Below are 16,680 nucleotides of genomic sequence, written 5' to 3' on the forward strand. Positions count from 1 at the left end.
GCGAGGAATGCGCGCCCTTGGCGAGAAGCCCGCAGAGGAAGCAAATGAGCGGCACTGATACGGCGTTCGACGACGCACGGCCGGCGATCGGTTTTTTCGAACGTTACCTGACGGTCTGGGTCGCCCTCTGCATTGTGGGCGGCATCCTGTTCGGCCAGTTCCTACCCCGGCTCTTCCAGTCGATTGGCGCAATGGAAGTGGCACAGGTCAATCTTCCGGTCGGCGTGCTGATCTGGGTGATGATCATCCCGATGCTGGTCAAGATCGACTTTGCCGCCATGAGTCAGGTTAAGAGCCAATGGCGCGGCATAGGCGTCACGCTGTTCGTGAACTGGTTCGTCAAACCGTTCTCGATGGCGTTACTCGGCTGGATCTTCATCCGCCACGTGTTTGCGCCGTTGCTTCCCGTCGATCAGCTCGACAGCTATATCGCCGGGCTGATCCTGCTGGCCGCCGCACCCTGCACGGCGATGGTCTTCGTATGGTCGCAACTGTGCAAGGGCGATCCGTATTTCACGCTCTCACAAGTGGCGCTAAACGACTCCATCATGATTGTGGCGTTCGCGCCGCTCGTCGCACTCCTGCTCGGCCTGTCTGCGATCGCGGTGCCGTGGGATACGCTGATCATCTCCGTCGCTCTGTACATCGTTATCCCGGTGATTCTCGCGCAACTGCTGCGCCGCAAGCTGCTCGCCAAGGGTGATGCGCATTTCCGCCAGGCGGTTGCTCGTCTCGGTCCCTATTCGATCGGCGCACTGCTCGCTACGCTCGTGTTGCTGTTCGCATTTCAGGGGCAGGCGATCGTCGAGGAGCCGCTCGTTATCGCCATGCTCGCGGTGCCGATCCTGATACAGGTGTTTTTCAATTCGGGCCTCGCCTACCTGCTGAACCGGCGGCTTGGCGTCGCGCACTGCGTTGCCGGGCCGTCCAGTCTGATCGGCGCGAGCAATTTCTTTGAGCTTGCGGTCGCCACCGCAATCAGCCTGTTCGGTTTCCGTTCCGGCGCGGCTCTAGCGACGGTAGTCGGCGTGCTGATCGAAGTGCCGGTGATGTTGTTCGTCGTCGGCGTGGTCAACCGCTCGCAGCATTGGTACGAAGCGAAACACGGCATCAAGGGGCAAAACGTATGAGCGTCACGATCTATCACAATCCCGATTGCGGCACATCGCGCAACACGCTGGCGATGATCCGCAATGCCGGGATCGAGCCCGAAGTAATCGAGTATCTGAGGACGCCGCCCGATCGGGAGACCCTGAAGGGGCTGATTGCTCGCTCCGGCTTGACGGTCCGCTCTGCGCTGCGCGAAAAGGATACGCCGTACGCCGAACTCGGCTTGGGCGACACGTCCCTGAGCGATGAGCAGTTGCTCGACACCATGATGCAGCATCCGATTCTCATCAATCGTCCTTTTGTTGTTACACCGCTCGGCGTGCGCCTGTGCCGGCCCTCCGAGGTCGTGCTGGAGATTCTGCCTGCTGGGCAGAGAGGCTCATTCGCCAAAGAGGACGGCGAGCAGGTCGTCGATAGCGAAGGCCGGAGGCGCCTCTAATGACGCAGGATATGCCCAACGTCAGCGCACCGCACCTCGACTCGCCGGATCTGCAGAAGCTCGAACCGCACACGGTTTCGCAGCACAGCCCACGAATCCTCCTGCTCTTCGGCTCGCTGCGCCCCACGTCATACAGCCGGCTTCTCGCGCTCGAAGCGGAACGCATCCTGCGCCATTTCGGCGCGCAAACGCGGGTGTTTGATCCGCACGGCTTGCCGCTCGCGGACAGCGTGCCGGCCGATCACCCGAAGGTGGTCGAGCTGCGCCAACTCTCGGAGTGGTCGGAAGGGCAGGTGTGGTGCAGCCCGGAGCGTCACGGAACGCTGACGGCCGTATTCAAGAACCAGATCGACTGGCTACCGCTTGAAAGCGGTGGGGTTCGCCCCACGCAGGGCCGTACGCTCGCGGTGATGCAGGTGTGTGGCGGATCGCAATCGTTTAACGCCGTGAACGCGTTGCGCATTCTCGGCCGATGGATGCGCATGGTGACCATCCCGAATCAGTCATCGGTGGCGAAGGCGTGGCAGGAGTTCGATGCCGATGGCCGGATGAAGCCCTCGGCGTACTACGATCGCGTCGTCGACGTGATGGAAGAACTGTACAAGTTTACGCTCCTGGTACGTGACCGCTCCGACTACCTGAACGATCGCTACAGCGAGCGAAAGGAAGCGCACCCGGAGCTTGCAACGACGCTGGCGGCCGCGGCCATGAATCAGGCAACGGTGAGCGCCAATGGGGACACCGACGACAGCGAAACTGAGTAACGTCCGGCAGGATCGCGAAGAAGGCAGCCGTTGCCTTCAATCGAGCTCAGAAGAAGGTATCCAACTCGTAATCCCGTTCGCCGGAAAATCCCATTGGAAAGGGATTCGACCGTCAGGTACTTGTCCAACAGGGCGGGGTGAGCCTGGCCCGTTTGCCAGTTCGTGACATGTTCATGGCGCAGACTGAAGAAGGGGCAACCTGGTATTGCGCATCGCACATGGATTTCGCACGAGGAAATTGACGCGTGCAAGAACTCTCGACCGATGTCTTTGGTGCAGGGATACGAAAGGGCACCGGCTTGCGGTGCCCGAGTAAGTTTAGCGACCAGCGCTCTGGCCGCCGTCGACGTGCAGAATCTCTCCCGTGATGAACGGTGCCGAATCAAGGAACAGAATCGCGTCGGCAATATCGCTCGTCTCGCCCATGCGCCCGAGCGGATGGAAAGCGCCCAGCGCGTCATGGGTTTCTGGCGCGTGCATCGGCGTCTTGATGATCCCCGGCGCGACAGCATTCACGCGAATCCCTTTCTTCGCGTACTCAATCGCCAGCGACTTCGTGGCGGCGTTCAGACCACCCTTCGTCAGGGCTGCCAGTACAGAATATCCACCGCTGATCGCATTGTCGGCGGTGCTGGAGGTTACGCTAACCACGTGGCCGCTCGAATGCTTTTCCATTTCGGCGATGGCAAGCTGCGTGATGTAAAAAAAGCCCGTCATATTCACGTTCACCACCGCGGCGTAGTCTTGCGCGGTGTGTTCGGTGAAAGGCTTGCCGATGTAAATGCCGGCGTTGTTCACCAGTGTGTCGATCCGGCCGAACTTCGCGACGCCTTCGGCAATGACCCGTTGGGCGGTTGCCGGATCGCCAATATCACCGGCAACCGTCAGGATGTTCGGATCTTCCGAGGGCTTGATCGAACGCGAAGTCGCAACAATGCGATAGTCGAGCTTGCGAAACGCCTTGACGACTTCGGCGCCTATGCCTTGCGATGCGCCTGTAACGACGACAACCTTTTGTGACGTGCTCATGCTTTACCCGGAAGATTTTTATTCGGTTTCAACGCCGACCGGGCCGGCGGCTCCGATCAATGCAAATGTAGACACGTTGATTCAGGTTTCGCTTAAACCTGCAATCAACCCTTCTTCGCCTGTGCCAGCCACTGGTCGAGACTGACGCGGCCGATCCGCGCGTCGCCGAGCGGCACGAGCGATTGTTCCTCGACAAGGCCGCCGTAGTACCGCGCCTCACGATCCGTCACCACCGGGCGCGCGTCGCCTACCGATTTCAGATAACGCGTGACGATCTCCGCGAAGGGCGCGCGGTCCGGGCCGGCGATGTCGACGGTGCCGTTCAGCGGCGCAGCGAGCGCGACCTGCGCGAGGTTCGCCACGACATCGTCTACGGCGATCGGCTGAAACAGTCCTTCGCCGATGCGCACCGTGCCGTCGACCGCGCTGAAATCCGCGATACCGCCGATGAACTCCATGAACTGCGTCGCGCGCACGATGGTGTACGGCACGCCCGCCGCTTTGATCACCTCTTCCTGCGCGACCTTGGCAGTGAAATACGCGTTCTCCGGCGAGCGGTCGCAGCCGACGATGGATAGCGCGACGTGATGGCGCACGCCTGCAGCCGCTTCGGCTTTACCGAGGTTGCGCGCCGAGGTGCGGAAGAAGTCGAGTACCGCCTGCGGCTCCCATGACGGCGCGTTCGTCACATCCACGACGACGTCCGCGCCCGCGAGCGCGTTGCTCAGGCCTTCGCCCGTCACGCTGTTCACGCCGGTACGCGGCGACGCGGGGAGCGCTTCATGGCCCGCCTCGCTGAGTTGCGCCACGAGACGCGATCCGATCAGGCCGGACCCACCGATTACGACGATTTTCATGGCAGATTCTCCAGATGAAAGTAAATGAACGCGCGGGGCGCCGGGCGACTGTCGTACCGCATGAAAGTGTTCGCCGCCGTCGCATCGCGTGAGGCCATTGTGGAACAATCATGTTCTATCGAAAAGTGACAAGAACTGTCGGTCTGACTAGTCCAAGTCGTTTGCCGCTCCCCTTGCCCGTGAGACCGTCATGACCGTAACGACTCCCGCATTGACCATCGAAATCGATCGGCAGCAGCAGTTGCCGATCTATCTGCAGATCTGTGAGCGTTTCAGGACCGCGATCGCCGCGGGCCATCTGCGTCCCGGCGATCGCGTGCCCGCGCTGCGCGGCCTCGCCACGCAACTGAACACGGCGCGCGGTACGGTCGAGCTCGCCTACACGATCCTCGTCGACGAGGGCTACCTGCAGATGCGCGGCGCGGCGGGCACGTTCGTATCGGCGTCGCTGCCGGCATCGGTGCTGCGCTCGTCGCGTGCGCAAGGCGTTCAGGACGCGCGCGGTCGGCAAAGCACTGAAGGAGCAGGCACGCCGCAGACGCCGGGTGAATCGCGCGATGCTCAAGCGGCGGCGCGCCAGCTGGCCGTCACCGTCACCATGAGCGGCGAGCCGCAGCCGTTGCAACCGGGGCTGCCCGCGCTCGACGCATTTCCTGGCAAGGTATGGAACCGGCTCGTTGCGCAGCGCGCGCGCAGCGGCGGACGCGCGATGCTCGGGTACCCGGATCCGGCCGGCTACCGGCCGCTGCGCGAACATATCGCCACCTATCTCGGGCTGTCGCGCGGCGTGACCTGTCTGCCGGAACAGGTGTTCGTTACCGGCGGCTACCGTGCAACGCTCGAACTCGTGTTGCGCAGTCTCGCCCGCCCGAACGATCGCGTGTGGTTCGAGGATCCCGGCTATCTGCTCGCGCGCGGTTTTCTGGCCGAGACCGGCGTCCAGCTCGTGCCGGTGCCGGTGGATGGCGAAGGGATCGACGTCGAGCGCGGCACGCTGCTGGATGCGCAGGCGCGCTTCGCCGTGGTCACGCCGTCGCATCAGAGCCCGCTCGGGCACACGCTGTCGCTCGCAAGACGCATGGCGCTGCTGGACTGGGCAGGCAAAGCGTCCCGCTGGATCATCGAGGACGACTACGACAGCGAGTTCCGTTATCTGGGCCGGCCCTTGCCGGCTTTAAAGAGCCTCGACCGGCGCGATCGCGTGATCTATTGCGGCACCTTCAGCAAGGTGATGTTTCCCGGTTTGCGGCTCGCGTATGCGGTGGTGCCGGAGCGGGCCGTCGAGCGCGTCGGGCGGGTGGCGCGCAGCATGAACGCCGGATCGCCGACGCTATTGCAGGCGGCCGTGGCGGATTTCATTGGGCAGGGGCATTTTGCGCGGCATCTGAAGCGCATGCGCGCGTTGTACGCCGAGCGGCGTGTGCTGATCGTGCACGCGCTAGAGCAGGCGTTTGGCGAACGGCTGATTGTCGATTTGCCGCCAGGTGGAATTCAGTTCGCGGTGCGGTTCGCCGAGGGCCTCGCGGGCCCGGTCGACGACGTCGCCGTCGCCGCTCGCGCCCGCGAGGCGGGGCTCGCGGTGCTGCCGCTTTCGATCTGGTACGCGAATAGCCGCGCGCGGCGCACGCTGCGCGGCCTCGTGATCGGCTTCGCGAACATCGTCGATGCGGACGAAGCAGGCCGTCTCGCACGAACGCTGCGGGCGTGTCTGGACGGCTGACGCGCGTGGCACGTGTCCGGATCGCGAATTGGCGCAGCGCGGAACGCCTTCGCACGCTGCGACAAGAGCGCTGTCTGAACGCATTCCGCCCGGCGTGCTCTATGCGCTCCGCGCAGCCGCTCCCGCCGCCGTCCTCGCGTTGCCGGCGGCCAGTGCGGCGAGCGAAGCGAACACTGCATCGCCGGTCAGTTGGGCGCGCGCCGCAGCGAGCGCCTCGGCCACCGTCGCTTCGCCCATCACAAGCCCCTGCAAGAGAAGAAACTGCACGCTGTGGATGCCGATCGAGCCGAGCGCGTAGCGTAGATACGGCGTCAGGAAATCCGGCTGCCGCGCGCGTTCGCCGCTATGGACACCGCCCGAACCGACGATCACGATGCTCGGACGGTCGCGCATCAGTCCAACCTTGCCTTCCGGCGTCGAGGCGAACGTGCGATGAATGCGCAACGTGTAATCGATCCACAGCTTGAGCGCGGCCGGCACCGTGAAGTTGTGCATCGGCGTGTTGATAATGAGCGCGTCCGTCGTTTCAATTTCACCGATCAGTTGCTCTGAGACCTCGAACTGCGCCTTATCCGGCGTGCGCGACGTGACCGCGCGGGCATAGCCGCGGGCGACCGGTGGCAGCGGTGCGGCTGCCAGGTCGCGTTCGATCACCTGGATGGCCGATGCAGCGGGCGCGGCGTGCCGGTGCAGCATGCCGACGATCTCGTCGGCGAAACGGTAGCCGTGACTCGCCTCGCCATGCGGGCTGGCATTGAGCAGCAAAATTCTCATGACGTGACCCCGGCAGGATGGGAAAGCGGGGCGAGCGGTTCGACGAAGTGCATGCCTCGAGCGAGCAGCCCATTGCGGAAATAGAAGCGTTGCGCGAGCGGCATGTGCAGGCCCGTGTCGAGCACGAAGTGCGCGCAACCGGCTTCGCGCGCAATCTGCCGTACCGCGTCGAGCAGTTGTGCGCCGATGCCGCCACGCTGCTGCCTGCCATCTATGACCAGGTCGTCGACATAGACGAAGCGGCCATACAGCAGATTAGTCAGCGTGCGATAACCGGCGAGGCCGACGACGCTGCCCGCGTCGGACGCGGCGAGCAGGCGATAGCCTTCGACATGCTGTCTGGCCACCTGCGCGGCGAACGAGTGCGCGTCGGTCAGATGCGGGCGCAACTGACGCATGACGTCGAATGCGGGCAGCAGCGAATCGGGCGTGTCGAGGTGAACGAAGCGAAGCGAGGCGGGCATATGCGTCTCCATAAGCAATGACGCTCACGATACCCCGCGCACGGCCTGGTCAATAGAGCCAAGAATCAGCAATTCGACTGAGCCATCCGGCGGACGCCGCCGTCCATCTCTGCGGCACAGCGCACACACGTGGCGGAAGTTTCGTCATCCAGCGCACATTGTGCCGCGCATCGCCCCTGTAGAACACAAGACTTGGGTGACGGCGCAATACGGGTACCGGCCCGGTGCGCGTCCCCATAAAAAACCAAGTCGAAAAAAAATAAACGGGGAGTAACACATGTTGACAACATGGAGACACGGCATCGCGCTCGCGATGATGCTCGCGGTAAGCACTGCCGCGCACGCCGATGTGGACTGCGACGGCGGACGCGGCGGATACCGCTTACAAACATCGGATGGCTGGTTTCAAAGCGATAAGCTGAAGCATTTCGCGGTCTCAGCGCCTTTCGGTGCGCTCGGCGCTTACCTCACACGCGACACTGAGCATCCCGTCATTTACGGCACGCTCATCGGCACGGTGCCTGGCTTGATCAAGGAAGGCATCGACGGCACCTGCCGTAGCAGCGGCTTTTCCTACAAGGATCTGGTTGCTGACATAGCGGGCGCGTTGTCGGGGGCATTGCTGACTAACTGGGCCATCACCCTCAGTCGCGATACGCGCGGCCACACCATCGCGATCTCCTATACCAACCGCTTCTGAGCGACGACGATCGGGCTCGACGGTATCGACGCCGTGCCAATACCAGCGGTACGAAAGCTGCGGACGCAGGCAGGCTTGCGTCCGCGCGAACGCTCGATCAGGCAGCGTCGAGCCAGGCAAATTCCGCGAAGCGGTAGCCCATCAAGCGTCCCGAAGGCGAACCGACGAGCCCTTTGACATGGCTGCTATGCGCATCGATGAAGTTGATGAACGCAGGAATGATGATGCTGCCTTTCTCGTACACGATGGTCTGCATATCGCCGTACATCTGCTTGCGCCTGGTTTCGTCCTTCTCCTCGCGCGCCTGCACCAGAAGCTGGTCGAACTGCGCATTCTTCCAGCCCGACTCGTTCCACACGGAATCCGACTTGAAGAATTGCGTATAGAGCAGATCGAGCGTCGGCCGCGGCAGGATCGAGCCGTAGGTCATGGGATGCTTCATCCAGTGCGTCGACCAGTAGCCGTCAGCGGGCACGCGGCGCACGTCGAGTTTGAGGTCGGTCTGCATCGCGGCCTGCTGCAGCATCAGCGCGGAATCGAGTGCGGATTCGATTGAAGGAGGCGCCACCATTTCCGCCGCCGTGCCGGACAGGTTCGCTTTCTTGATGAGCGACTTCGCGCGGTCGGGGTCGTAGGTGCGCTGCGGCAGTCCGGCGAGATAATAGGGGTGCCATGCGGGAACCGGATGATCGTTGCCGATGGTCGCATAGCCGCGCAGCAGCGTCTTCTGAATGCGCTCGCGATCATGCAGGGACTTGATCGCCTGGACGAACTCGGGGTTGCGGGTGGGCGTCGCGTCCTGACGCAGGATGAGATCGGTGTAGAGACCCGACTGGCTTTCCAGCACGCCGAAGCCACCCGCGCGCTTGAGGCGCTCGACGTCCCGCGCGGGCACGGGCGAGACGAGGTGAATGTCGCCCGCTAGCAATGCGTTCAGGCGCGCAGCATCGTCGACGATGCCGACGAGTTGTACTTCGTCGAGATAAGGCAGTCCCGGCTTCCAGAAGTTCGGATTGCGCGTGCCGACGCATCGGCCGCCCGGCGTGAATTCCTTGCAGACGAACGGACCCGTGCCGTTGCCCTTGGAGAAATCCTTCGTACCGGCGGCGACGATCACGAAATGCGGCACGGCGAGCAGCGCGGGCAGATCGACGTTGGGCGCGTTCAGCACGATCTCCACTTGCAGCGGCCCTGTCGCCTTGACGGAGTCGATCGCATCGGCAATCGATTTGGCTTTCGACGCCGTCATCGGATCCTTGTGGCGCGAGAGCGAGAACACGATATCGTCCGCCGTGAGCGGTTTGCCGTCGTGGAAATGCACGTTCGGCTTGAGCTTGACGGTCCACCGCTTGTGATCACTGGTGTCGAACGAGTCGGCGAGTGCGTTCTGCACCTTGAAGTTACTGTCGAACTCGGTCAGGCCGCTGTAGAAGATGAACATGCGCGAATAGTCCGCGGTATGCGAGGCCTTCGCGGGATCGAGCGAATCGGACTGCGACTGGTTGGCCGTCGCTACGCGCATGATGCCGCCTTGACGCGGCTTCGCTGCGGCGGCCGCAGTGGTGGCCGCGCCGGCCCATGCGGACCAGCCTGCGGTTGCGGCGGCGCCTGCCGCGAGAAGCGTTGTTACGGCGCGCCTGCGTTCGAGGTCGGGGTTATCGCTGTCGAGAGGCATGGCCATGGTCTGTCCTTTGAGTTCTGATCGAGCGGGAAGGGTGTTCGCTTACATCGCGACGCAGAGGCGATACGCGTCATAGATCGCTGTATGGATGTCGCGCGACGCCACCGCGTCGCCGATCCGGTAAAGATGGAACTGCGCGTCGCCGTTCGCGGCCTGCAGGACCGGTTGCGCCTTTCCGCGCGCGAACGCGGCGAGGTCCATCTGGCCGTCGTTGACGGAGTGCACGCGGGCGGCCTCGAAGAGATCGTCCACGGCGAGAGTCCCGCGTTCGACGACCACATGCTCCGCCTCCAGCTCCACGAATTCGTCGGTCAACTGATGCCTGAAGATCGCGCGCAGCATGCCCGCTTGGTCGCGCCGTACTTCGACGAGTTCGAGATGAGCGCGCACCGGCACCTGCCACTTTTCGAGGTTGCGAAGCCACACGAGGTCGTCGCCCTTGCCGCCGGTTTCCTGCGCGGGCAATGCGTCGAGCACGGCGAGGCGCACGTCGAGGCCCGCCGACACGAAGCGCTCGGCGCATAGATACGCGTTATGACGGCCGGTGCCGTCGTAGACGAGCACGCGTCCGGCTCTGGGCGGCGTATCCGACAGCGCATCGACCACCGAGCGGCACGATTCGCCGCCCGGCAGCGCATCGAGATCGGGGGTGCCGCCGGTTGCCACGATCACCACGTCCGGGCGCTCCTGGAGTACGTCGCCGAGTTCGGCGTACTGGTTGTAGCGAATGTCGACCCCCATCCGTTCCAGTTCGGCGAGACGCCAGTCGACGATGCCGATCAGATCCTTGCGCCAGCTTCCCGACGCTGCGAGCAGCACTTGTCCGCCTGCGCGGTCAGCCGCTTCGAGCAGCGTGACCCGATGGCCCCGGCTCGCGCACACGCGCGCCGCTTCGAGGCCGGCCGGCCCAGCGCCGACGATCAGCACATGGCGAGGCGTCGCGGCCGGCGCAATGTCGTGCGGCAGGAAGGTTTCGCGCGCGGTCGCCGGATTGTGGATACAGGTCGCCTTCGTATTGCGGCAATGTGAGCCGCCGACGCAAGGGCGCGCGGTCTCCTCGCGGCCCGTCTCGATGAGCCGCACGAGATGCGGCTCCGCGATGTGCGCGCGCGTCATGCCGACCATGTCGATGAGGCCCTCGCCGATCGCATAGCGCGCGGTGGCGAGATCGGCGATCTTGGCGGCGTGAAAGACCGGCAGCCGCACCGCGCGCCGGAACGCGGCGGCCTTGGAGAGCCAGGGCGCCGACGGCATGAACATGCCGGGCATGCTGTTGACGACCAGCGACATCTTCGTGTCCATGCGTCCGTAGACCACGTTGAAGAAGTCGAAAAGCTCGCTTTGCTGCAGAATGCGGGCCATTTCCAGACTGTCTTCGAAGCTGCAGCCGTCTTCGAGCGCGAAGCGAAAGCCAACCGGATAGGCATCGCCGACTTCCTTGCGGATCGCCTCGTGAACCTCGATCGCAAAGCGGCACCGGTTCGCGGCCGAGCCGCCGTAGCGGTCAGTGCGCAGGTTGACGGCCGGGTTGAGGAACTGCCCGATCAGATGGCCGCCCGCGTGCGTCTCCAGGCCGTCGAGCCCGCCTTCCAGGCAGCGGCGCGCCGCGCGTCCGAAGTCGGCCACGATGCGCTTGATGTCGTGCTCGTTCATCGCTTGCGGGATCGCGCGATGCAGCGTTTCGCGGCGCGGCGACGGCGCGAGCATCGGCAGCCACGGTTCGGCGTAGGGATCGCCGCGCCGGCCGAGATGGGTGATCTGACACATCAGCGCGGCGCCGTGGGCGTGCACGCGTTCGGAGAACTGCCGCAGATGCGGGACGACTTCGTCGACGCCCATGTTGATCTGCTGGAACGTGTTGGGACTGTCGATGCTCACGTTCGACGAGCCGCCGAACATGGTGAGCCCGATGCCTCCCCTGGCCTTTTCCTCGTGATAGCGTTGATAGACTTCCTGCGGGAATTCGTTTTGAATGAGACGGCTCGCGTGGCTCGTGCTCATCACGCGGTTCTTCAGCACCAGATGCTTGAGTGTCAGCGGTTGCAGCAGGGGATCGGACGAAGCGGCCGGCCGCGCGTCGTCCGCGTTTTGTTCTGTCATGTCGGGACTCTCTCGATGGGTCTGCCGACAAAGTAGAGTTGGCCCGAAAGCGCGTCAATTTACATGTTCGTCAACGGGGATAACATGGTGTTAGCAGATGGGACTTAGACTGCCTTCGCTTCAGGCGCTGCTCGTTTTCGAGGCCGCCGCGCGTCACATGAGCCTCACGCGCGCGGCGCTCGAACTGAACGTGACGCCGGTCGCGGTGAGCCGCATGGTGGCGCGTCTCGAAGACGCGCTCGGCTTCCAGCTGTTCGCGCGCACGAAAACCGGGCTTGCCCTCACCGACGAGGGCGCGAAACTGCACGTCGCGGTGGCCTTGGGCTTCGGCCAGGTGAGCGACACGATTACCGAACTGAAGAGCCGCAAGGAAGAGAGCGAAACGGTCACGCTCTCCATCTCCAGCGGGTTCGCGTCGCAGTGGCTGCTGCCGCGCCTCGAGCGCTTTCAGCAGGCGTTTCCCTCGGTGAATCTGCGCTTGCAGGTGATGGCGAGCCGCCTGTACGGTCCGCTCGACGGCGCCGATCTCGGTATTCGTTTGCATAAGCCCGGTTCCGAGCACGATGCGCTCTGTTTCTGTCCGGAACTGATCATTGCCGTGTGCAGCCCGGGCTATCTCGCCGAGCACGGCCCCCTCGACGCGCCGCGTCAGGCGGGCGGCCACACGCTGATTCACCTCGAACCGACGACGCATACCTGGGCCGACTTTTTCGAGCTGACGCGGGTGATGAACCACGCATCGGCGAAACACGCCGGCTATTCCGATCCGGGCCTCGCGCTGCAGGCCGCGATGCTCGGACATGGGGCGTTGCTCGGGTGGCTCCTCGCGGTCGCCGCGCCGCTCAATACCGGGGCGGTCGTCCCCGCGTCGGACCAGTTGGTGGAGACGGGTTGCAATTACGTGCTGGAATGCCGTACGCGCGAGCCATCGGGATCGGTGCGCCTGGTGGCGCAATGGCTGATCGACGAGATGCGCGCGGAGCTGGCGAAGGTCGCGCCGGTACTGGCTTCGCTGGAGAGGGTAAGGAGTGGGACATCGAATTGATGCTGGCAGCACGGCCGAATGTGCGAGTCGATCGGCGCCCGTGCGGCGAATGGCGGTGTTTCGTCGAACGCTCTCCGTAACCCGTTATCATCGTTTCTCGTCCCCAAGGAGAACAGGCGATGGGTCGCCCCGATTTCATCAAACACTGGACCGAACTGGAAGAACCCCATGCGCATTGCTATCGCGGCGATTCCGAGCCGATGGGCCTTGACGCGCCACTGTCCGCCGCGATGGGTATCACGCGGATCGGCATTCATCATGTGAGGCTTCTGCCGGGTCGGCGCACCTCATATCCGCACGCCGAAAGTACCGAGCAAGAGTTCGTCTACGTGCTTCATGGCAAGCCCGACGTCTGGATCGACGGCGTTCTGCATCCTCTTGCTGAAGGCGACTCGGTTGCGTTTCCGGCCGGCACCGGTATCTGCCACACGTTCATCAACAATACCGACAACGAAGTCAGGTTGATGGTGATCGGTGAGCGGCCGCGCGAAGACAACCGTATCCGGTATCCGCTCAACGAAGCGCACGAACTGACTCGCGTGGACCGCTGGACGGATTGGCCGATCAGACCGCTGGGTGAGCATGACGGGATGCCGGACTAACGGGTTTGGGGATCGGTCGCCGGCGCATGCCTCGTGGCCGGGACTAATGGCGACGAGATCGTGCATCTGATCGTCGGCGATACGTATGCGAAGACAAACGCGGGAGGATCGGGCCGCTGAGCCGTGCGTTCGGCCATCTCGTGCGACTATTTTGATAATGGAAAAATCATTCAATTGCAAAATTAATTTATAACGGGAGTTGAATCGCCGGAATATCAATGGAATATAGAAATTTTCTCGTTTCGCCCGTATAGAGCCGCGATTATTCTCGCTGAATTCTTTGCCAAGCCTGGCGTGGCTTGCTTCGTTATCAGTTCCATGCTTGGTGGGCCCCTGGTACTCCATCTATCCTCAGACAATACGATCGTCCTTTTTTATTTCGACGAAAACAATAAACTTTTTGCGAGGTTTGTCGTTAAAGCATTGCGCGACCTAAAAAACGGCCGGCCCGTCGCTTCATTTGGAAAAGCCAGGAATCGTGCTGGCGTCGTCAAGCGTGCTGCCGAAACGTCCTGATCATTCGGTGCACTGAGAGACTCGCGTTCGCCTGTGCAGTGTGAAAATGACCCATGGATCGAACAATTTACGCCACGAACAGCATCAGATCCTCCCGCCACGCGCTAGTTCTGGTGCCCGCGCTGACCGTTCTGGTCCTCGGCATATTGTGGGTGACCATACTGTTGCGCTTGCAGGTCGAGAAAGCCTCCGTGATGCGCGACACGCGCGTGGCTGCCCGCACGCTGGCCGATGCTTTAGAAACCCATACGTTGAAGACCGTCCACGATGTCGACGAGATCGCGTTGCTGGTCAAATACGGATACGAACGTACGCCGCAAACCTTCGACCTTGGAGCGTATCGTGCATACGGGCTGATTACCGCGGACACGGCACTACAGGTCACCATTGCGGGTGCCGATGGCCGCGTGATTGCATCGACCTTGCCGTTTTCGGGTACGGTTGATCTCAAGGACCGGGAACATTTCCGGGTGCACCTTTCCCCGGTGAACATCGGGCTCTTCATCAGCCAGCCTGTGATTGGACGTATTTCCAGGCAGTGGTCCGTTCAGGCAACTCGCCGTATCGATCGCCCCGATGGAGGTTTCGGTGGGGTAGTGATCGTCTCGGAAGATCCGGCTTATCTGACCGATGGCTTCTACAACAATGCTGCGCTGGGCGAGCGTGGCATGATCGCCGTTTTGTCCGGTCGTGGGTTCATGTTGTCGCGTCGTGCGGGTAATTCGCCGAGCCGCTCTGGCGAGGCGCTGCCGAGTAGCTATGTCCCACTCGGCAAGACGGTGCTGGCCGACCTCTCCGATCCGATCGATCATGTCGAACGTGTGGTGGCAAGCCGCCATCTCGAGAAATACGGTTTGACCGTCGTCGCCGGTCTTTCCGTCGATGAGGCGCTGGACGATTACTACAGGATGCGTCGCGTGTATGTGACGATGGCCTCGACCATCACGGTGATGCTCGCTGCACTGTCGACCTGGATTACTGCTCTGATCGTCAAACTCCTCAACGGCAAAGAAGAATTGCGGCGTCTTTCTCAAACGGACCGACTGACGGATTTGCCGAACCGCGGCAAAATCGTGGACCTGCTCGATGAGGCGATCGCGGCACCGGGTGCGGTCGGAAAAGTCGCTGTCATTTTTGTCGATCTGGACAACTTCAAGGAGCTCAACGATACGTACGGCCACCAATGCGGCGACGAAATTCTGGCTATGGTGGCGGCGCGGCTGCAGGCTACCGTACAGACGCGTGGTGTAGTAGGGCGCCTCGGCGGAGACGAGTTCCTTCTTGTACTCAATACTGATGCCATAACCGGCGTGGTCGAACAGATGGTCACCGAATTGACGGCTGCTCTGGAGGTTCCCCTGGATTCACGTTGGGGTGTTGAAACGGTCGGTGCGAGCTTCGGTATCGCTATTCTGAAAGCCGGCGAGGACTCAAGTGAACTCATCAGGAAGGCGGACTTCGCGATGTACCAAGCCAAGAATCGCGATCCCGCTTGTCGAATAGACTTAAGCACAGACCGTATTTTTGCCCGGTGAGTCTTCCATTACGCGGGGCGCTTCGATGGAAGATTCAATCAGGTCGTGCATAGCTGGGTATCTTTCTGGATCGGCTCATCGAAAAGGGCGATCCATCTTCAGCGCAACCTTATTTGACTGTTCGTTAGGATCGCGAAGCTGAGATGGATCGCCCTCCTGGCAATGCTTACTTGCCTTGAATCAGCATGCCAAGCGGAGCGAGCGGGCCGACCGGCAACAGATCGAACTTCATCAGTTCAGCAGCGGTGAGCGGCAACGCATCCACTGCCGCCTTGGCGTGTTCGACCGACTGGACTTCCATCAGAAAGATCACGCCGGCCGCATTCTCACGGAACCAGAACTGTTCGATCTTGCCATCGAGGTAGAGCTTTCTCGGCCCTGCAAATGGGCGGAACACCTTATTTCGATGTGTCGATCGTGGGCGTGCGAAAGAGGGTTCGGTCCGGACAAGAACTGGTCATACCCGTGCACGCAGTAACAGCGGGCTTGAAGCCGGACTGGGTCATCGTTCCTGCGCTGAATACCGGGACGCCGGAGCAGGTGATCCCAGCGCTCGATCGACCGGACGTGAGGAAGGCCAAGGCGCAATTGCTGCAATGGCATGCCGAAGGCGCGCATATCGCCGCGTCCTGCATCGGCACATTCCTTCTGGCGGAAACCGGCCTGCTCGATCATCGGGAAGCGACGACGACGTGGTGGCTCGGTCCGCTGTTCCGGCAACGCTACCCGAATGTCTTGCTCTACGAGTCCCGCATGCTGGTGCCGACAGACGTGGGCGTGATGGCCGGCGCAGCGATCGGGCATCTCGATCTCGCCCCGTGGTTGATACGCAAGGCTAGCCCGGAGCTGGCGGGCCTCGTCTCTCGCTACCTGCTTGCCGACATTCGCTCCTCGCAGGCGCCTTACATCATTCCCAATCATCTGGCGCAGGCGGATCCGCTTATTCTTCGCTTCGAACGGTGGGCGCGAGACCATCTCAAGGCCGGGTTCTCGCTACAGGAAGCCGCCAACGCACCGGCGACGAGCGCGCGGTCATTGCAACGCCGGTGTCAGGAGGTGCTCGGCAAATCGCCGCTGGCTTACTTCCAGGATCTGCGTGTCGAACGTGCACAGTCTCTCGTGCACGGCAGCGGTCTCGGCCTCGATGCCATCGCAGCCGAGGTCGGTTATGTCGACGGAGCGACGTTACGAACACTTTTGCGTCAGCGCCTGGGACGGGGAGTACGCGATCTTCGCGCCGACCTGCGCTGACGGCGCTCACTTCGGCATACGAGGTGGAAATCGCCGTGATTCAGGCGGCCACGCCCGGTCGTGGGTCAGAGTCCGCTTTCGGCGCGGTAACGT

15 protein-coding genes and 1 pseudogene are annotated in these 16,680 nt (G+C 62.5%); 9 read left to right on the forward strand and 7 right to left on the reverse strand.

From position 1 onward, the window contains the following. Window positions 1-44: 44 nt before the first annotated feature. The 3 genes from arsB to arsH are packed head-to-tail and all read left to right on the forward strand — an operon-like array spanning window position 45 to window position 2,313. Window positions 45-1,130 carry an ACR3 family arsenite efflux transporter gene (arsB, locus tag PQR42_RS13410; protein ID WP_408384321.1) on the forward strand — a complete coding sequence of 362 codons (1,086 nt, stop codon included), beginning with the start codon at window positions 45-47 and terminating at the stop codon, window positions 1,128-1,130. Further along, window positions 1,127-1,549, forward strand: a complete 423-nt coding sequence (gene arsC, locus PQR42_RS13415) for an arsenate reductase (glutaredoxin) (protein WP_408493647.1) — start codon at window positions 1,127-1,129, stop codon at window positions 1,547-1,549. Before arsB ends, arsC begins: the two co-directional genes overlap by 4 nt. Further along, window positions 1,549-2,313 (forward strand): arsenical resistance protein ArsH, encoded by a 765-nt coding sequence (gene arsH, locus PQR42_RS13420; RefSeq protein ID WP_408384319.1) that lies wholly within the window; start codon window positions 1,549-1,551, stop codon window positions 2,311-2,313. The genes arsC and arsH overlap by 1 nt, the downstream gene beginning before the upstream one ends. Before the next feature lie 318 nt (window positions 2,314-2,631). Here arsH and PQR42_RS13425 read toward each other — a convergent pair whose 3' ends face one another. Both PQR42_RS13425 and PQR42_RS13430 read right to left on the reverse strand, forming a co-directional pair. Next, window positions 2,632-3,342 (reverse strand): SDR family NAD(P)-dependent oxidoreductase, encoded by a 711-nt coding sequence (locus tag PQR42_RS13425; RefSeq protein WP_408384318.1) that lies wholly within the window; start codon window positions 3,340-3,342, stop codon window positions 2,632-2,634. Window positions 3,343-3,446: 104 nt separating this feature from the next. Further along, window positions 3,447-4,199, reverse strand: a complete 753-nt coding sequence (locus PQR42_RS13430) for an SDR family oxidoreductase (RefSeq protein ID WP_408204250.1) — start codon at window positions 4,197-4,199, stop codon at window positions 3,447-3,449. A 190-nt stretch (window positions 4,200-4,389) separates the two neighbouring features. On the opposite strand from PQR42_RS13430, the gene pdxR reads away from it, so the two are divergent. Continuing rightward, complete coding sequence (gene pdxR / locus PQR42_RS13435; protein WP_408384316.1) at window positions 4,390-5,919, forward strand: MocR-like pyridoxine biosynthesis transcription factor PdxR; 1,530 nt, start codon at window positions 4,390-4,392, stop codon at window positions 5,917-5,919. 99 nt (window positions 5,920-6,018) lie between these two features. On the opposite strand, the gene PQR42_RS13440 is transcribed toward pdxR, so the two are convergent. Then, window positions 6,019-6,693, reverse strand: a complete 675-nt coding sequence (locus PQR42_RS13440) for an FMN-dependent NADH-azoreductase (protein ID WP_408384315.1) — start codon at window positions 6,691-6,693, stop codon at window positions 6,019-6,021. After that, the gene (locus PQR42_RS13445) at window positions 6,690-7,157 is read right to left on the reverse strand and encodes a GNAT family N-acetyltransferase (protein ID WP_408384314.1); all 468 of its coding nucleotides are present in this window, start codon (window positions 7,155-7,157) and stop codon (window positions 6,690-6,692) included. Before PQR42_RS13445 ends, PQR42_RS13440 begins: the two co-directional genes overlap by 4 nt. 277 nt (window positions 7,158-7,434) lie before the next feature. Between PQR42_RS13445 and PQR42_RS13450 the strand changes: the two genes are divergently transcribed. Continuing rightward, window positions 7,435-7,857 (forward strand): hypothetical protein, encoded by a 423-nt coding sequence (locus tag PQR42_RS13450; protein ID WP_408204254.1) that lies wholly within the window; start codon window positions 7,435-7,437, stop codon window positions 7,855-7,857. A 97-nt stretch (window positions 7,858-7,954) separates the two neighbouring features. Here PQR42_RS13450 and PQR42_RS13455 read toward each other — a convergent pair whose 3' ends face one another. Both PQR42_RS13455 and PQR42_RS13460 read right to left on the reverse strand, forming a co-directional pair. Further along, a complete protein-coding gene (locus tag PQR42_RS13455) occupies window positions 7,955-9,538 on the reverse strand; it encodes an ABC transporter substrate-binding protein (RefSeq protein WP_408204255.1) in 1,584 nt (527 codons plus the stop codon). Window positions 9,539-9,580: 42 nt separating this feature from the next. Next, a complete protein-coding gene (locus tag PQR42_RS13460; RefSeq protein ID WP_408384312.1) occupies window positions 9,581-11,638 on the reverse strand; it encodes an FAD-dependent oxidoreductase in 2,058 nt (685 codons plus the stop codon). A gap of 97 nt (window positions 11,639-11,735) precedes the next feature. On the opposite strand from PQR42_RS13460, the gene PQR42_RS13465 reads away from it, so the two are divergent. The 3 genes from PQR42_RS13465 (at window position 11,736) to PQR42_RS13475 (ending at window position 15,336) form a co-directional block, all read left to right on the forward strand. Then, window positions 11,736-12,683: a LysR substrate-binding domain-containing protein gene (locus PQR42_RS13465; RefSeq protein ID WP_408384310.1), complete on the forward strand. Its 948-nt coding sequence runs from the start codon at window positions 11,736-11,738 to the stop codon at window positions 12,681-12,683. A 119-nt stretch (window positions 12,684-12,802) separates the two neighbouring features. Then, window positions 12,803-13,285 (forward strand): cupin domain-containing protein, encoded by a 483-nt coding sequence (locus PQR42_RS13470; RefSeq protein ID WP_408204258.1) that lies wholly within the window; start codon window positions 12,803-12,805, stop codon window positions 13,283-13,285. A 569-nt stretch (window positions 13,286-13,854) separates the two neighbouring features. Beyond that, window positions 13,855-15,336 carry a diguanylate cyclase domain-containing protein gene (locus PQR42_RS13475; protein ID WP_408384308.1) on the forward strand — a complete coding sequence of 494 codons (1,482 nt, stop codon included), beginning with the start codon at window positions 13,855-13,857 and terminating at the stop codon, window positions 15,334-15,336. Between the two features lie 166 nt (window positions 15,337-15,502). Here PQR42_RS13475 and PQR42_RS13480 read toward each other — a convergent pair whose 3' ends face one another. Beyond that, on the reverse strand, window positions 15,503-15,733 hold the full coding sequence (locus tag PQR42_RS13480) for a hypothetical protein (RefSeq protein WP_408204260.1): 231 nt from the start codon (window positions 15,731-15,733) through the stop codon (window positions 15,503-15,505). On the opposite strand from PQR42_RS13480, the pseudogene PQR42_RS13485 reads away from it, so the two are divergent. After that, window positions 15,709-16,587 (forward strand): annotated as a pseudogene (locus PQR42_RS13485) (GlxA family transcriptional regulator); the annotation flags it as partial. The gene PQR42_RS13480 and the pseudogene PQR42_RS13485 sit on opposite strands and share 25 nt — an antisense overlap. Window positions 16,588-16,680 lie beyond the last annotated feature (93 nt).

The organism is Paraburkholderia sediminicola (genome assembly GCF_046027355.1).
GTDB classification, from domain to species: Bacteria; Pseudomonadota; Gammaproteobacteria; order Burkholderiales; family Burkholderiaceae; genus Paraburkholderia; species Paraburkholderia sediminicola_B.

Bases quoted from the DNA above. Each gene is read 5' to 3' on its own strand.
- arsB (WP_408384321.1), top strand. From the start codon at position 45: ATGAGCGGCACTGATACGGCGTTCGACGACGCACGGCCGGCGATCGGT.
- arsC (WP_408493647.1), top strand. From the start codon at position 1,127: ATGAGCGTCACGATCTATCACAATCCCGATTGCGGCACATCGCGCAAC.
- arsH (WP_408384319.1), top strand. From the start codon at position 1,549: ATGACGCAGGATATGCCCAACGTCAGCGCACCGCACCTCGACTCGCCG.
- PQR42_RS13425 (WP_408384318.1), bottom strand. From the start codon at position 3,342: ATGAGCACGTCACAAAAGGTTGTCGTCGTTACAGGCGCATCGCAAGGC.
- PQR42_RS13430 (WP_408204250.1), bottom strand. From the start codon at position 4,199: ATGAAAATCGTCGTAATCGGTGGGTCCGGCCTGATCGGATCGCGTCTC.
- pdxR (WP_408384316.1), top strand. From the start codon at position 4,390: ATGACCGTAACGACTCCCGCATTGACCATCGAAATCGATCGGCAGCAG.
- PQR42_RS13440 (WP_408384315.1), bottom strand. From the start codon at position 6,693: ATGAGAATTTTGCTGCTCAATGCCAGCCCGCATGGCGAGGCGAGTCAC.
- PQR42_RS13445 (WP_408384314.1), bottom strand. From the start codon at position 7,157: ATGCCCGCCTCGCTTCGCTTCGTTCACCTCGACACGCCCGATTCGCTG.
- PQR42_RS13450 (WP_408204254.1), top strand. From the start codon at position 7,435: ATGTTGACAACATGGAGACACGGCATCGCGCTCGCGATGATGCTCGCG.
- PQR42_RS13455 (WP_408204255.1), bottom strand. From the start codon at position 9,538: ATGGCCATGCCTCTCGACAGCGATAACCCCGACCTCGAACGCAGGCGC.
- PQR42_RS13460 (WP_408384312.1), bottom strand. From the start codon at position 11,638: ATGACAGAACAAAACGCGGACGACGCGCGGCCGGCCGCTTCGTCCGAT.
- PQR42_RS13465 (WP_408384310.1), top strand. From the start codon at position 11,736: ATGGGACTTAGACTGCCTTCGCTTCAGGCGCTGCTCGTTTTCGAGGCC.
- PQR42_RS13470 (WP_408204258.1), top strand. From the start codon at position 12,803: ATGGGTCGCCCCGATTTCATCAAACACTGGACCGAACTGGAAGAACCC.
- PQR42_RS13475 (WP_408384308.1), top strand. From the start codon at position 13,855: ATGGATCGAACAATTTACGCCACGAACAGCATCAGATCCTCCCGCCAC.